This is a genomic window from Anaerococcus nagyae, assembly GCF_040364225.1.
In the GTDB taxonomy this organism is placed as follows: domain Bacteria; phylum Bacillota; class Clostridia; order Tissierellales; family Peptoniphilaceae; genus Anaerococcus; species Anaerococcus nagyae.
This window is the reverse complement of the sequence record NZ_AP031484.1, coordinates 849,201-866,264: the sequence shown is the minus strand read 5'-3', so window position 1 is coordinate 866,264 and position 17,064 is coordinate 849,201. Positions and strand designations below refer to the sequence as shown.

Genomic DNA, 17,064 nt, shown 5'->3' with positions numbered 1-17,064 from the left:
ATAATCAGTATTGGATCCTCACATATGACTACTGATTATCGCTCATTATTTTTTTAAATATTATTAGTAATTATGTTAATCAATAATAATATTTCCATTCTCATATTAAAATCAACCGACTTTTGTCTATATTCCATATCAAATAATCTTGAATGAATATCAAATAGCTCATTTAAAGAAAAATTTCTAGAGAAATTCTTAAGCTTTTTGAGTTCAAAACTTCCTATTCCTATGTTCTTCATTATAAAACTATCATTAAAACCATTTAAATATAAGCTCTTTACACCAATAAGATTTCTAATTTGTCTTATAATCATATGATAAATCATAAAAAGATCTTCGTTAGATCTAACCATTTGTAAGTAAACTTTACTAGCCTCTCTACTATTTTTTGAACTTATAGCATCGGTAAGATTAAAAATATTTAAATTTAAAATTTCATCTAATTGATTTAAAACATCTTCTCTTTTAACTATTTCTTCACTTGAATTAGATATGATTTTATCAACTGTATTAACTACTTCATAAAGATCTAACTCACTTTGTTTATTAATATAAGAAAATCTTTCTACTATTTCTGTCACTAAAGATCTTTGAATTTTTTTACCACTTCTTACAAATCTCTTACCAATAAAAGATTCAAGCTCTCTTTGATTTAGCCTATCAATTCTTACAATTGTTCCATTCTTATCAATAGATTTATAAAATTTACCTTTGAAAGGTGAGTTATCGGAAAATATTAGTAAAGTTGCATAAGGTGGAAAGTCTTTTACATCTTTGATAAGTCCATCAAGAATACCATCGTACTCTTTAATAGAATTTTTAGATAAGTCTATATTTCTCCAGATTATATATTTCTTATCCTCCATTACTGGATAAGTTTCATAAGAATTTTTTATAGTTTCAATATCTTTGCTTCCTTTTATTTCAATCAAGTTAAAATCTATTATAGAAATTTTAGATCTTACTTCTTCAATTATAGTATCATTTAAAAACTCTTCTTTAGAATCGAATAAATAAACTCCTGATACATTATCATTTATTAAATTGGTCATAAATTCTTTATAATTCATTTAAAGTATCCGCCTTTTAAGTAACTTTCTATCTTTGTACTATTGCCAAAAACTATTTTAACCATACCACTTTCTTGACTATTATAAATTTTAACACCTTCAAGATTATCTAATACTTCCTTAGTAGGATGTCCATATCTATTGTTGCGGCCAGCTGAAATTAAGGCAACCTTTGGATTAACTTTTTCTACGAAACTTTTAGAAGTTGAAGTTTTTGAACCATGGTGAGAAATCTTTAATACATCTGCTTCTATATCAAGAGTGTCCTCATATTCCTTAGGCAAATCTCCCATACTAAGAATTTTCACACCTTTAATATTTACTAAAAGACCTAAAGATTCAGCATTCTCTTCTCCCATGCTACCCTCAAAAATACATTCTATATAACCATTTTTTAGTTTCATTCTATTATTTTTATGCATAGCTATAGGATGGTATTCTCTTAATCCATCAGTATTATATGGACCAGTGATAAGATTATTAATTTTAAAATTATTATATAAAATTGGCAAGTTCCCACAGTGATCATTGTCTTCATGACTTATGAAAACAGCATTAATCTCTTTTATGCCTAATGACTTCAAATAAGGCACTAATATCTTTTCACCAGAATCATAAGAATCATATTTAGGTCCCCCAACATCAATTAAATAATAATCTCCACCATCATTTATTAAAAATGCATCTCCTTGGCCTATATCAATCATAGAATAACTTATTTCATTATTAACACTTTCATATAATAAACTTATTATAACCACGAAAATATTAACTATATAAAAATGCTTTAGTAGGATTTTATTAGATTTTTTCATATAAAGCATTACTACTATTAGCACATACAAATACAAAGAAACCAATATATTTGGATGAGCAAATTCAAACGCAAAAACAGAGATACTGTTTAAAATACTCGTTAAATTTAATATAGATGCTAATAAATAATCTATTAGATTAAATACAGGTAAAAGTACTATTTTTAATAGTGGATAACTTATAATTGCTATAAATATTGCATACATGCTAATAGTAAATAAAGGAAGGATTAAAAAGTTTGCTATAACAGCAAGTAAATTAACTTTTCCATAATAATATATAATAAATGGCAACACTGCAAGCTGAATACTAGTTGTAAATCCTAATCTATTTAAAAGCATATTATCTTTTAAATAAATCTTTAGCTTAGGATATACCAAATAAACTGCACTAGTCGCTATAAATGATAAAACATATCCTGCATTCAAAAAAGCAAACGGATTGATTAACAATATTAAATTTGCAGCAATCAATAAAGACTTTAACTTATCTTCAGGCATTTGAAACAAAAAGGATAAAAAGCCTATTAGATTTATTATTAAAACTCTTATTACAGAAAAAGGAAAAGATATTAAATATCCATACACTAAACATATTAACAAAGCAAATCCATAACCATACTTATAATTTATATTAAACTTATTGACTATGAATAATATAAAAGCAACTAACATATCTATATGTAAACCTGAAACTGCGAGTATATGTGCTAAACCTAAGTCTTTTATATCCTCATTTTGAATCAAATTTTCACCTAAAATTACAGAAAATGCAAAATTTGCAGAATTCTTACTTAAGTTATGATCAAAAAGATTATGTACATAATTGTAAAACTTATTTCTAAGTTTAAGCCCTAATAACGAACTTTTAGATCTTGCATATACTTTATCAATCTCTAAGCTACTTGCTATATTCTTAGATATCAAATAATTTCTATAATTAAAAAGATTAGGATTAGTATTTCTATTAGGGATTTTAGGAATAATCTTAACTAATAAAATATCTCCTATATCAAAATCATCAGCAGCAAATAGAACTGATTTCTCTTTACTATCAACTGTTCTAACATCTACAAAGTATCTAAACCCTTCTTTACTACTTCGTTTTTCTAAAATAGTAATCTCTGCTTTTTGTGGATTTTTATCTTTCAAACTATATTTATTAAATTTAAATAAAGCTAGATTAAATCCTAATAGTAAAGCTAATGGAACTATTATTAGATTTTTATTTATTAAAAATAAAATCATAGTAAAAGTTAATGAACCAAATAGAATATAGAGTGGATTGAGGCTTTCAAAATTTATAAATAAACCTATCCCTATTAATAAACCTAATAAAAGTAAAAAATATTTCTTTCTCATAGCCTAACCTCGGGTATATTATATCATATGTATTTAAATGATTAGAGGTGAAAATGAGGTAGCTTATGCAAAAACTATACTTAGAATATCCAGAAATAGAAGAAATTAAGGCAAATATAATATCAAGACGTATTCAAGACAATAATACACAAATTATATTAGATAGGACTATCTTTATGCCTAAAAATTCTTATCTTTTGGAAGATAAGGGAAGTATCCTAGATTTAGAAATACTTTCAATAGATGAAAAGAGAGACAATATAATACATCTAGTAAAAGGTAAACCAAACAAATCTGAAGTTATACTTAAACTAAATATGAAAAATAGAATGAAAAATTTATCCTATAATACTGCTTACATAATTTTTAAAATAGTTATGGGGGTTTTCTATAATTTCAAAGATATAAAATTACAGCTAAGCGAAGAAAGAGCAGTACTTAAGATTAGTGAATTTTATGATAAACTTGATATATCATTAATCGAAGATCAAGTAAATTTTATTATAGCTAAGGCACTTCCTATATATAACAAGCAAGGGATAACATCTATTGCTCCATTGGGTGAAGTAATTAATAACAATCTATGCTTTGATAATACTAGTAAAGTCAGGGCTTTTAAGATTATACATAGCGAAACTTTTGGTACCGATATCGAAATTGAATTTATAGCTGGTAATGATATTTTATATTAACCTGTATTTTTAGATGGCAATTAAGCCATCTTTTTTTATATAAATTTTTCTACAACTTTTTTACATATTTACAAATAATTTTTATCATGCTATAATCTTATCAAATATATAAGAAGGAGGATAAAAATGAATATTAATTTAAATCAAAGAATAGTAAAGGTAAGTATCCAATAGTCAAAGTAAATACATATAACTCCTTGCTTTGACTATAAATAAAAGACAAGGAGGTCGTGGGAATATTCCTACACTTATGAAAGAACTAAAATTTATTTTAAATCAAATGTGGTCCAAAGACCCTTTTATGTATGTAATAGTAATCCTTAATTCCATAATCAATGGTGTTTTGCCATTCATATGGATATTTGCTCCTGCCTATGTTATAGATAATAAGGACAAAGGATTAGAATTTTTTATTCCATTTTTTATAGGATTATTTATCCTAACATCTTTAATGAAATTCTTAAACTCGTTCTTAACTGGCAATTACAGGATGAGAATGAATAATCTACGCTATGGGCTAAATACAAACATTATAAATTATAGCCTTAGTTTGTCATACTCAAAACAACAAGATAAGAAATATAAAGAGATCATTACTGACGCTATAAGATCAATACAATATCCCTTTGATGGTTTTGGAGGAATAATTCTTCATATGCCTTTAATTTTTGGTTTAATCATATCTTTAATTGGTTATCTTTGGATATTTACAGCTCTAGAATGGTGGCTAATAATTTATATGATAGTATTAACGTTTTTCTCTTGTAAATTCATATATAAAACGACATTTATATATGATGCTTTTTGGAATGACATTGATTATACATGGGAACAATTACAGCAATTAAACTATGAACTTCAAAGTCCAATTAGCAAGCTTGATATACTTATGTATGATTATAATACGTTGTTTAAAAAGTATTATTCCAGTATTACAAAACACTGGGATAATGAATTTGTGAAATCAAACAGTAAAGTTTTTACACTCAATTTAAAGGCTAAGGCCATATCTTTAATCCGTGATGTACCTATTTTCTATTGGCTAATATCCAATCTTCAAAATGGAAACATAAGACTATCAAAATTTTATATTTTGTTTACTGGCTTATTTTCTTTTGTAATTATCGTTGACAATCTAGCTGATCAGTCTGCTTATTTAGTTAGAGATTTAAACCTATTCAAATACTATTTTAAAACTCTAGATAAACCTGTCAATAATTATAAAAAAGTTAATTTTTCTAAAATAGATATAGAATTTAAAAATGTTTACTTTAAATACCCTAAATCTAACACGTATACTTTGAAAAATATAAACTTAAAGCTTAATAACAATGAAAGCATCGCTATTGTAGGAGAAAATGGAGCTGGAAAAAGTACTCTAGCTCTGATATTGGCAGGACTTTATGAGCCTACTAGTGGAAAAATTTTACTAAATGGAGAGGATATAAATTCTTATAATATCGACAGGAAAGACTTAGTTTCTGCAGTATTTCAAGATACTTTAGTAATGCCTTATAGCATTAGGGAAAATGTAGCTATGAATACCGATAAAAAAGACTTATCAAAAATTTATAAAAAAACTGGCTTAGATTTCTTAGTTGATAAATATGATAATGAGGATGAGCAAATACTTCTAAGAACTCTTGATGATAATGGCATAGACTTATCTGGTGGCCAAAAACAAAGATTGTTTTTGGCTCGTGCTATAAATAAATCTTCTTCTCATATTTTAATATTAGATGAACCAACTGCTCAATTAGATGCTATTGCTGAAAAGGAATTATATGAGCTTTATAATTCAATAACTGAAGATAAATCTAGTATATTCATTTCTCATAGACTAGCTTCCACTAAATTTTGTGATAAAGTTATATATTTAAAAAATGGTGAGATCACTGAAGAAGGAACTCATGACGAGTTAATGTCAAAAAATGGCGAATATAAAGAACTATTTGATATTCAAGCCAAAAATTATAAGGAGGAAGCTAATGCGTAATTTTATAAAACTTTTTAAACTTATAGATAAAAATCACAAAGGCTTTATTAAGAAAACCATAATACTTTCTTTGCTTACTGGTTTACTACCCATATTCAATGTAATTGCTCCAAAATTAATAATAGATGAATATCAAAACTTAAGACGCTTAAATATTATGTTTATGATCGCATTAATTGCTTTAGTATTAGCTTTTCTAAATAAAATTATAAATCTATACTCAAATAATTATTATGAAAGAACTATGCAAGTATTTAATGATGAACTATCTTATAAAGTAAATGAGAAAGTTTTAAGTCTGCCTATCGAAATGACAGATTCTAAGTCTATCCAAGATAAGACTCAACAAGCCTTGTATGCAGTAGGAAGTACCTATTCCCTACTAGAATTTATGTCCTTCGCTTCAGGAGCAGTTATAACTGGTATTTTTTCTATAGTTATATTAATTAAACTAAATTTTATAATACCACTTATTTTAATTATCTTAGTAATATTAAATAAACCCTTATCTAAAATAATTAAAGATAATGAGAAAGACTATCAAAAAAGATCTGCTGGAGATATAAGAGTTTATAATTACTATTTTAAATTTGCAAAAGATTATAAATACTCTAAAGATATTAAAATTTTTAATGCAGAGAAGATGATTCTTGAAAAAGCTGCATATCATATGAATGAAATGTTTAAAGCTAACCATAAGTATTTTACAAAAAATGGAGCTATGCTTGGTCTAATAAATATAATAAATAATATGGGCATAGTAGGATCATTCATATATATTACTTATAGACTTATTCAAAATACAATAACAATATCAAATTTCACTTTGTATTTTAATTGCTTAAATAAGCTCATTGAGGCCTTACAATCTTTTCAGCAATATTATGCCGACTTAGCTGGATTAAATGTATCATTAAATACATTATATGAATTTTTAGATATTGAGGATTCCCACGAAGAAGGAGATATAAATGATATAGATCTATCAACAGTAAGATTAGAATTTAAGGATGTATCATTTAAGTACCCATCAAGTAATGATTATATACTTAAAAATTGTTCATTTATAATTAACCCTGGTGAAACTGTAGCTCTCGTTGGGCGAAATGGTGCTGGTAAATCTACTATAGTAAAGCTTTTATGTAAATTTTATGAACCTAGCAGTGGTGAAATTTTACTAAACGACACCAATATAAAAGATATAGATACAAAATATTATTATAAAATCCTATCCCCTACCTTTCAGGACTTTAGATTATTTCCATTTAGAATAGATGAGAATGTTGCTACAAACATAAAAGATGATATTAATAAATGTGATTATGAACAAATGGATGCTTCATTTAAACTGCTTAATATCAAAAAATGGGTTGACAATCTACCAAATGGAAAAGAGAATTATTTAACGACTGTCTTTGACAATAACGGAGTATCTCCATCAGGTGGTTTAGGTCAAAAATTAGCCTTAGCACGTTCCATGCAACACAAAGGTAAATTTATAATTATGGATGAACCAACAAGTGCTCTTGACCCTCGTAGCGAACAAGAAATATTCGAAAATATGCTAAAAATTACAGAAGATCAAACATCACTCTTCATATCCCATAGATTGTCTTCTACTAAATATGCTGATAGAATTATTGTTTGTAATAATGGTCACATTGAAGAAAATGGAAGTCACACTGAACTTCTAAAAGCCAATAAGCTATACGCAGAAATGTTTAACACACAAAAGGAACTATATACATAAAATAAGGAGTACTTACAAGATAATGGATTATCATTATTTTGTAAGTACTCCTTTTTAAATTATATTTTATTAACTATCCACTCTAATCCCATTGCCCATCCCATTGAATATAAGAATATTGAAGGGGGCTTACATAAAAGAATTATAGTTGAAAATTTTTTAAAACTCATATCAGATAAGCCAGTTAAGTAGCATAGAAAATCATCTGGAGCTACAGGTAATAAAATAGCCCAAGCAAAAAACTTCTCATAAGTCTTATCTCTTATCTTATGCTTATATTTATCAAAAGTATCTTCACCAAATAAATTTAGTACAATTGATTTTCCAAATGTTCTGGATATAAAAAACACCAACATAGATCCAAAACAAATGGATATATAATTGTAAATAAATCCCCATAGTGGTCCAAAGATAACAACTCCAAAAATAGTAGTTAATCCACCTGGTATTATAGGAACAACTATTTGGGTTACTTGCACAATCATAAAAATAATATTTGCCCAAGCACCATAAGATAATATAAAATCTCTAAAAGTGTCAATAGAATTAAATAATCCATGTTTGTAACCCATGTACCCAAGTACAGTTAGTATTAAAAGAACTATTATTGCTATAATATTGCATATATTTTTTTTAAGAAATTTTATCATATAACCTTCTAATCCTGTATTATTATTATAATACAATAATACATCCTTTCATATACCTTGTCAACATCAAATTTTCTTTATTATTCTTTAATAAAGTAAATTATATAATATTTAACTAAATTTATTCATAAACCAATCAAATCCAAAGTACCACGCCATTGAGTATAAAAATATTGATGGTGGTTTACAAAAGAAAATTATTAGTGCAAACTTCTTAAAGCTCATATTACTAAGTCCTGACAAATAACACAAAAAATCGTCAGGAGCAGCTGGCAATAGAATTGCTAAAGCAAAAAACTTTTCATAAGTTTCATCTTTTATTTTATCTTTATATTTATTAAAAGTATTTTCTCCAAAAATTTTTAATACCAAACTTTGTCCAAAAGTCCTAGATATTGTAAAGTTAATTAGACATCCTATGCAGATTGATAAATAATTATATATAAAACCTTTAAGTGCACCAAAGGTAATAACACCAAAGGCAAGTATAATACCACCAGGTACCCCAGGAACTACTACCTGCATAATATTTGCTATAAAAAAAACTAAAAATGCCCAAGGTCCAAAGGATAATACATAGTTTCTAAAACTTTCTATAGAATCAAACAGCCCCTTCTTATATCCTAAATAACCTAGTAAGCAAAAACCTATAAATATTAAAAGTGAGATTATATTGTAAATGTTATTTTTTAAAAAATTCCTCATATTACCTTCTCATATATAAACTATTATCTGACTATATATTAATGATTTATTTAAGATACTAAATAAATAAGGTGTATCATGTATAATGATACACCATTAGCGAATATAAAACAAGTTTATTGCTTATTTTTTTCTTTGAATTCTAGTTCTATTATTCCTTTCTTATAAAAGATATAGGCTAATAGCACTGATAGCAACATTACCCCAACCATTGCATATCCTTGTTTTCTATCTAGATTTACTATAAATATGTTTATTATAAATACTATAGCTAAATCTATGACCCCAATTAATGGTTTTTTCTCAGCCTTATAGCTACCAGCTGTTTTATTCATTAAGGTCCCAACCAACATTGATCCAAACAGTGCTGGCATAATATAATTAGTTGCTGTTTTAACAGTAGGACTAGTTAGTATAGGACTAAGTGGAACTAAAAGTATTACACCAAGAAATATTATAACCATAGTGGTCATACCAGATATGCATACTGCAATCATTCCTATAACATCTGCCTCTTCTGTACCAGGATCTTGATCAACAGAAGATAAAGCTGATAAATATGCTGGAAATTTAATATTGGTTACATTTCCCATAATGGAATTTAAATAAGCTGAATTCCCTGTAAGTGGTATCATTGATAGTTGTTCAGCTAAAGCAGTAGGTAAAAATATTGCAAGAAGTGGTCCTGCTGCACCCATAACAGAATCAAATGATGGCCAAATACTATAAACCGTACATATTACTGATGGTATAACAAACATTATTGCAATACAAATAATTGTAGCTATTCTTCCAAGTCTGTAGGTATTATCCATATAAGATTTATTATTAGCCATTATAGTACCCCCTCAAAAAACACTCCTGCTGCCATCCCAATTATTAGAGCAAAACTCATTATGAAATCAGATAACCAAGAAATATTATATTTTTTTGATACTTTTCCAAGTATTATTGTTACTAAAATAGAAGTTATTGCTACTGCAGCATGAGTTTTTGATTTTAAAAATTCTATAGGAAAAAATACTGTAACCATTCCAAAAGTTAATACAGAAAGTGCTAACTCTCTAAATGGAGATGGTTTGGTACCTACACCCGAAACTTTTTTGTGATATTTTTCTAGAAAAAATATATTAAATAGCATTCCTCCTAAAATTGAGATGGACATGGTAAACATTATTGTACCTATAGCACTTATATCAGTTGATCCTTGATATGAAGCGAGATCAGGATAACCAAGTCCCTTTACAGCAAGCTCCGCTGCTGTAAGTTCATAAGGTAATGATCCCACAACTGATAACCTAAACCAAGGCCATGGTATACCTAAAAGCGGTGTAAGGGTTATAAGTCCAATTATAACCGCAATAGATGGTACTATAGAAAATACCAAAGAACTTTTTATTGTAGCTTTTACTTTCTCATCTGGTATATCTAATTCCTTTGCACGTTTTTTTGCACGAACAAAGAACAAAATACATATTAAAAAGATGACTAAAAGCCCAATAGCTACTAATACGTAAAGTAATTTACTATTTAAGATATCAAAAATATTCATAGACCCTCCTTAATATAAATTATATATTATATATTAAATATACCCAAAATAAAAATACCTGTATGATTTATATAGGTATATAAAAAATAAAACCTGGATTAGTAATCCAGGCTAAGTATTTACTAATTATTTATATACTTTCCAGCTATTTCTAAAAGTCTTTGTGTTTGATGTTCAATTGCTTCTTTAACATCATTTTTTATTTCATCATCTTCATCAGCTTGAGTTGCCGATACTCCATATGGATTTCCACCTTGAGCATATATTGATTGATCAGTGTATCCTGTTGGAACTATTATTGAACCCCAATGCATAGCTGACGTATATATAGATCTTATAGTTTGTTCTTGTCCTCCGTTTAGATTTTTGGAAGAAGAAAAAGCTGTAACAAATTTATTTACTAATTTACCCTCAGCCCAAACACCACCTAATGAATCTATAAAATCTTTCATTTGACTTGAAATATTACCAAATCTAGTAGGACTAGAAATAATTATAGCGTCTGCCCAAACTAAGTCCTCAGGACTTGCTATTTTAATGCCTTCTGTTGCTTTAATTGTTTTATCCCAGGCAGATCCTTTTATAACATTACTTGTATCTCTTAATTCACTAACTTTTAAAAGCTTAACTTCTGCTCCATTTTTTTCTGCTTCTTTTTTTGCATATGAAGCCATTTTATAATTAACTCCTGTTTGAGAATAAAAAACTATTGATAATCTTACTTTTCTCATAACTAACTCCTTTAATTGTTTATCTATATAAAATATATACCCATCTTTTTATTTATAAAAAAAGCAGGACAAAACGTCCTACTTTTTTATCCTACTACTATATTTAGAATTTTACCTGGAACATAGATTATTTTTCTTATCTCTTTATTCTCTATATGACTTGCTATATTATTATCAGATTTTGCAGCTTCTATAGCATCATCTTTACTCGCATCCATTGACATCATTACCTTACCACGCATTTTTCCATTTACTTGTACTGGCATTTCAAATTCATCTAAACTTAGTTTTGAATCATCATACTTTGGCCAAGCTGCTTCATTTAGCATTCCCTCAAATCCTGCCATTTTCCAAAGTTCTTCTGTCATATGTGGAGCAACGGGATTTAGAAGAATTATATAAGTTTTAAAGTCATCTTTTGTAATACTAGCTTGACTTCTCATTTCATTTGACAGAGTCATAAGTGATGCAATGGCTGTATTAAATTTAAGATTTTCAAAATCTTCACTAACTTTTTTTATAGTTTGGTGTATTGTAACTTCAAGGTTTTTAGAGTATCCTTCTCCTTGGCCTATAAGATCTATCATATTATAAACACGTTCTAAATACTTACGGCAACCGCGAACTCCTTCATCAGACCAAATAGCTGTTGAAGTGAAATCTCCTATGAACATCTCATAACATCTTAAAGTATCTGCACCATAATCTCTTATTATATCATCAGGATTTACAACATTTCCTCGAGATTTACTCATCTTTTGATGATCTTCTCCTAAAATCATACCATGGCTTGTCCTCTTCTTATATGGTTCTTTAGTAGGAACAATTCCTAAGTCATATAAAAATTTATGCCAAAATCTAGAATATAATAAGTGAAGTGTTGTATGCTCCATTCCACCATTATACCAATCTACTGGACTGTAATAATTTAAAGCTTCTTTACTAGCTATAGCTTTACTATTATGTGGGTCCATGTATCTTAGATAGTACCAAGAGCTTCCTGCCCATTGTGGCATAGTATCTGTTTCTCTTTTAGCAGACTTACCACAGATTGGGCAAATAGTATTTACAAATTCATCTATTTCTGAAAGCGGAGATTCTCCTGTTGCAGTGGGTTCATAAGTTTCTACTTCTGGAAGCATTATTGGCAGTTCACTTTCATCTACTGGTACCCAACCATGTTCCTCGCAGTAAACCATAGGAATTGGTTCACCCCAATATCTTTGACGTGAAAACACCCAATCACGGAGCTTAAAGTTTGTTGTAGCCTCCCCTAGTTTCTTTTCTTCTATATATTCTATAGCTTTTTGCTTAGCCTCCGTTGCAGATAAACCATTTAAAAATTCAGAATTTATAGATTTTCCCTTATTTATATCTGTAAGTGGAAGTTCTTCACTATCTTCTGTTTCATAAACTTGAACTATAGGCATATCAAACTCTTTGGCAAATTCATAGTCACGAGTATCATGGGCTGGAACTGCCATTATAGCTCCTGTACCATAAGACATAAGTACATAATCAGAAACCCAAATAGGAATTTCCTCACCACTTAATGGATTAATTGCACTTAAGCCATCAAGCCTTACACCTGTTTTATCTTTATTTAGTTCAGCTCTTTCAAAATCAGATTTTTTACGAGCCTCTTCTTGATAAGCTGTTACTTCATTATAGTTAGAGATTTTTTTCTTATAAACCTCTAGAATTGGATGTTCTGGAGAAATTACCATATAAGATACTCCAAATATAGTATCTGGACGAGTTGTATATACTGTAAGTTTATCCTCTGTATCTTTAATATTAAAGTTTACATTAGCTCCTTTTGATCTACCGATCCAATTTATTTGTTGAGCTTTTATTCTATCTTCATAATCAACTTCATCCAAATCGTCTATAAGTCTATCAGCATATTCTGTAATCTTAAGCATCCATTGATTTTTCATTTTATGAACGACTTCTGTACCACATCTTTCACATTTGCCATCTACAACTTCTTCATTTGCAAGACCAACTTGACAAGATGGACACCAATTTACGCTCATTTCATTCTTGTAAGCTAAACCATGTTTGTATAATTGGATAAAAATCCATTGAGTCCATTTATAATATTCTGGATCTGTAGTATTAACTTCTCTATCCCAATCAAAAGAAAATCCTATGGATTTTAATTGTTCTTTAAAATTTTTAATATTTTCTTCTGTAACTTTTGCTGGATGTATTTTATTTTTAATAGCATAGTTTTCTGTAGGTAGACCAAAAGCATCAAAACCCATTGGATACATTACACTGTATCCTTCTAATCTACGTTTGCGGGCAACTATATCTAGAGCTGTATATGGTCGTGGATGTCCAACATGTAGACCTTGTCCTGATGGATAAGGAAATTCCACAAGTGGATAGTACTTTTTCTTTGTTTTATCTACTTCACTATGAAAGGTTTTATTATCATCCCAAACTTTTTGCCATTTTTTTTCAATAGCATTTGGGTTATATTCTGGATATTTGGAATTATATTCACTCATTTTAACTCCTAATTTTTTTGTGAGAATGCATTTACATATCTTGGGTAAGGTATTACATCACGAATATTTTTCATTCCTGTAACATACATAACAGCTCTTTCAAAACCTAGACCAAATCCAGAGTGAACAACTGTTCCAAATCTTCTTAAATCAAGATAATTTTGATAGTCTTCTTCTGCTAATCCATTTTCCTCAAATGATTTTAAAAGTTCATCAAGTCTTTCTTCCCTTTGAGAGCCACCAATTAATTCTCCAACTCCTGGTACAAGCATATCAAATGCAGCTACTGTCTTACCATCATCATTACGTTTCATATAGAAAGCTTTGATATCTTTTGGATAGTCGGTAACAAATACTGGCCCATTTACTATAGTTTCTGAAAGATATCTTTCATGTTCTGTTTGTAAATCCATACCCCATTCGACTGGAAACTCAAATTTTTCTCCGCTAGCTTGTAGTCTTTCTATAGCCTCTGTATAAGTTATTCTTGCAAATTCTTTATTTCTTACTTGGTTAAGTCTGTCAAATAAGCCTTCATCTATAAATCTATTGAAAAATTCCATTTCATCAGCATTATTTTCTAATAAGTAGTCAATAACATACTTAATCATATCTTCAGCTACATCCATAGCTACATTGTAATCAGCAAAAGCTATTTCAGGTTCTAACATCCAAAATTCTGCAGCATGGCGAGGAGTGTTTGATTCTTCTGCTCTAAATGTTGGGCCAAAAGTATATACATCTCCAAAAGCTAAAGCATAGTCCTCCGCTTCAAGTTGACCTGATACAGTTAAATATGACTTTTTGCCAAAGAAATCTTTGCTATAATCAACTTTACCTTCTTCATTCATAGGGAGTTCATCTGGATTCATTGTTGTAATATTAAACATCTCCCCAGCTCCTTCAGCATCTGATCCTGTTACTATAGGAGGATTAACATATAAAAATCCTCTTTCTTGGAAGAACTTATGAAGTGCATAAGCTAGTGAACTTCTAACCTTAAAAACAGCTCTATAAGTATTGGTACGAGGACGAAGATGAGGAATAGTCCTCATAAACTCAAGAGTTTGCCTCTGTTTTTGGATAGGAAACTTATCAGAAGATTCTCCCAAAACTTTTATATCAGACGCTTGGATTTCATATGGAGTTTTATTATTACCAGTAGCCACTAACTTTCCAATAACTTTTAAACTTGTTGATAAAAATTGATGAGAAAGTTCATCATAGTTAAGAGCATCAGTGCTTACTACTATTTGTAGATTTTTAAAAGTGCTACCATCATTTAGCTCAATAAATCCTACATTTTTACCAAATCTAGAATTTCTAATCCAACCTTCTACCTTAACTTCAGTATCCAAGTACTGATCAATATCTTCTAATATTTCTCTAATCTTCATTATTTCCTTCCTTTCTCTTTTCCATCTTTTCTATCATTTCTTTTTCATAGGCAATATTTTTAGCTTTATAAAACTTTTCATTTTTATAAGCTTCTGGTAAATAATCTTGCTTTACATATCCACCAAATGAATGTGGGTATAGGTACTTTTCATGAATTAAATTTTTACTACCACTATAGTGTGAGTCTTTTAGATTATTGGGAACCTCTTTATCTGCATTTGATTTTACAAAGTCAAGCGCCCTGTCAATAGCTAAATAAGTAGAATTACTTTTTGGAGCAGCAGCTAAATAAGTAACTGTTTGAGCAAGTATTATTCTTGCTTCAGGCATACCTACAGTATTTACTGCATTAAAAGTACTATTTGCAAGTATCAGTGCATTTGGATCTGCATTTGATATATCTTCTGATGCAAATATTATCATTCGCCTTGCTATAAACTTAATATCCTCTCCAGAATCAAGCATTTTTGCTAAATAATAAAGGGCAGCATCAATATCAGACCCTCTCATTGATTTTATAAAAGCAGATGTAGTATCGTAATGCCTATCACCTGATCTATCATAAATAGCAATTTTTTTCTGAATAGAGTTTTCAATAGTTTCTTTGCCTATAGATATTTTACCATCTTTCTCATCTTCTGAAAATATAGCTATTTCAAGTGCGTTAAGTAAAGCTCTACTATCTCCATTTGAATATTTTATTAATGTTTTACTAGCATCCTTCTTTAAATCAATATTCTTACTTGATAAAATATCATCTTTGCTTAAAGCTTGTTCTATAAGATTTGATAAGTCATCCTCATTTAATGACTCTAACTCAAAAACATACATCCTAGAAATAAGTGCCTTATTGATTTCAAAATAAGGATTCTCAGTTGTAGCCCCAATTAGAATAATAGTAGAGTCTTCCACAAAAGGTAAAAGATAATCTTGCTGAGATTTGTTAAATCTATGAATTTCATCAATAAAAAGTATTGTTTTCTTATTTTCGTATTTTAGATTATCTTTAGCTATTTCAATTTGTTTTTTCAAATCACTTATTCCACTAGTCACTGCTGATAATTCTATAAAAGCCATATGGGTTGTTTCTGAAATTATCTTAGCTAAAGTAGTTTTACCTACTCCAGGTGGTCCATAAAAAATCATAGAATATATTCTATCAGCCTTAATCATTCGATTAATAATCTTGCCTTCTCCTACCAGATGCTCTTGACCTATATAATCTTTTAGATTTTTAGGACGTAACCTATCTGCCAGAGGCGCAGATTTTTCTAATTCTCTTTGCCTATTTAATTCAAATAAATCCATAACTTCTCCAAAGCTAATAAAAAAAGATGCTTAAATAGCATCACACTAATTATCAGCATCTTCCTTATCTTTTAAGTTTAATATTTCTTCATAAAATGAATCTACATCCTTAAATTCTCTATATACTGATGCAAATCTAACATATGCCACAGGGTCGAGATCTTTAAGTTCATCCATAACTAGCTGGCCAATAAAATTTGTAGTAACTTCTTTCTTACCAGTATGGTTAATCTTTATCTCAACATCTTTAGCCACTTTTTCTATCTGATCCATGGACACGGGTCTTTTTTGACAGCTTTTTACAATGCCATTTATAATTTTTGATGGATCATAGGCTTCCCTGGTGTCATCTTTTTTTACAACCATCAGGGTAATATTCTCATATCTTTCGTATGTTGAGAATCTCTTCCCACAATCTTCACATAACCTCCTGCGTCTTATCGCAGTATCATCTTCAGTTGTTCTAGAATCTAATACTTTAGTATTATGTGAATGACAATAAGGGCATTTCAT

The 17,064-nt window shown here is 28.9% G+C and carries 14 protein-coding genes; 3 read left to right on the top strand and 11 right to left on the bottom strand.

The genetic code is table 11. The features are described 5' to 3' along the window. Positions 1-53: 53 nt before the first annotated feature. Positions 54-1,073, bottom strand: a complete 1,020-nt coding sequence (holA, locus tag ABXG81_RS04190) for a DNA polymerase III subunit delta (RefSeq protein ID WP_117521054.1) — start codon at positions 1,071-1,073, stop codon at positions 54-56. Next, complete coding sequence (locus ABXG81_RS04185; protein WP_353529204.1) at positions 1,070-3,250, bottom strand: DNA internalization-related competence protein ComEC/Rec2; 2,181 nt, start codon at positions 3,248-3,250, stop codon at positions 1,070-1,072. The genes holA and ABXG81_RS04185 overlap by 4 nt, the downstream gene beginning before the upstream one ends. Before the next feature lie 65 nt (positions 3,251-3,315). Between ABXG81_RS04185 and ABXG81_RS04180 the strand changes: the two genes are divergently transcribed. The 3 genes from ABXG81_RS04180 (at position 3,316) to ABXG81_RS04170 (ending at position 7,688) form a co-directional block, all read left to right on the top strand. Next, a complete protein-coding gene (locus ABXG81_RS04180) occupies positions 3,316-3,942 on the top strand; it encodes a hypothetical protein (RefSeq protein ID WP_209813696.1) in 627 nt (208 codons plus the stop codon). A 250-nt stretch (positions 3,943-4,192) separates the two neighbouring features. After that, complete coding sequence (locus ABXG81_RS04175; RefSeq protein WP_316122218.1) at positions 4,193-5,938, top strand: ABC transporter ATP-binding protein; 1,746 nt, start codon at positions 4,193-4,195, stop codon at positions 5,936-5,938. Beyond that, on the top strand, positions 5,931-7,688 hold the full coding sequence (locus tag ABXG81_RS04170) for an ABC transporter ATP-binding protein (protein ID WP_353529203.1): 1,758 nt from the start codon (positions 5,931-5,933) through the stop codon (positions 7,686-7,688). The genes ABXG81_RS04175 and ABXG81_RS04170 overlap by 8 nt, the downstream gene beginning before the upstream one ends. 59 nt (positions 7,689-7,747) lie before the next feature. On the opposite strand, the gene ABXG81_RS04165 is transcribed toward ABXG81_RS04170, so the two are convergent. The 9 genes from ABXG81_RS04165 to nrdR all read right to left on the bottom strand — a co-directional run bounded on the left by ABXG81_RS04165 (position 7,748) and on the right by nrdR (position 17,064). After that, positions 7,748-8,374 carry a TVP38/TMEM64 family protein gene (locus tag ABXG81_RS04165; RefSeq protein WP_316122216.1) on the bottom strand — a complete coding sequence of 209 codons (627 nt, stop codon included), beginning with the start codon at positions 8,372-8,374 and terminating at the stop codon, positions 7,748-7,750. Positions 8,375-8,449: 75 nt separating this feature from the next. Continuing rightward, complete coding sequence (locus ABXG81_RS04160) at positions 8,450-9,043, bottom strand: TVP38/TMEM64 family protein (RefSeq protein WP_209813690.1); 594 nt, start codon at positions 9,041-9,043, stop codon at positions 8,450-8,452. A gap of 116 nt (positions 9,044-9,159) precedes the next feature. Further along, a complete protein-coding gene (locus ABXG81_RS04155) occupies positions 9,160-9,879 on the bottom strand; it encodes a hypothetical protein (protein WP_353529202.1) in 720 nt (239 codons plus the stop codon). Beyond that, positions 9,879-10,595: a DUF5058 family protein gene (locus ABXG81_RS04150; protein ID WP_209813688.1), complete on the bottom strand. Its 717-nt coding sequence runs from the start codon at positions 10,593-10,595 to the stop codon at positions 9,879-9,881. The genes ABXG81_RS04155 and ABXG81_RS04150 overlap by 1 nt, the downstream gene beginning before the upstream one ends. Positions 10,596-10,717: 122 nt before the next feature. Next, positions 10,718-11,326: an NAD(P)H:quinone oxidoreductase gene (gene wrbA, locus ABXG81_RS04145; protein ID WP_117521038.1), complete on the bottom strand. Its 609-nt coding sequence runs from the start codon at positions 11,324-11,326 to the stop codon at positions 10,718-10,720. An 86-nt stretch (positions 11,327-11,412) separates the two neighbouring features. Then, positions 11,413-13,845 carry a leucine--tRNA ligase gene (leuS, locus tag ABXG81_RS04140; protein WP_353529201.1) on the bottom strand — a complete coding sequence of 811 codons (2,433 nt, stop codon included), beginning with the start codon at positions 13,843-13,845 and terminating at the stop codon, positions 11,413-11,415. Positions 13,846-13,853: 8 nt separating this feature from the next. Then, a complete protein-coding gene (gene asnS / locus ABXG81_RS04135; RefSeq protein WP_117521034.1) occupies positions 13,854-15,242 on the bottom strand; it encodes an asparagine--tRNA ligase in 1,389 nt (462 codons plus the stop codon). Next, positions 15,232-16,551: a replication-associated recombination protein A gene (locus tag ABXG81_RS04130; RefSeq protein ID WP_353529200.1), complete on the bottom strand. Its 1,320-nt coding sequence runs from the start codon at positions 16,549-16,551 to the stop codon at positions 15,232-15,234. The genes asnS and ABXG81_RS04130 overlap by 11 nt, the downstream gene beginning before the upstream one ends. A gap of 45 nt (positions 16,552-16,596) precedes the next feature. Beyond that, the gene (gene nrdR / locus ABXG81_RS04125) at positions 16,597-17,064 is read right to left on the bottom strand and encodes a transcriptional regulator NrdR (RefSeq protein WP_117521030.1); all 468 of its coding nucleotides are present in this window, start codon (positions 17,062-17,064) and stop codon (positions 16,597-16,599) included.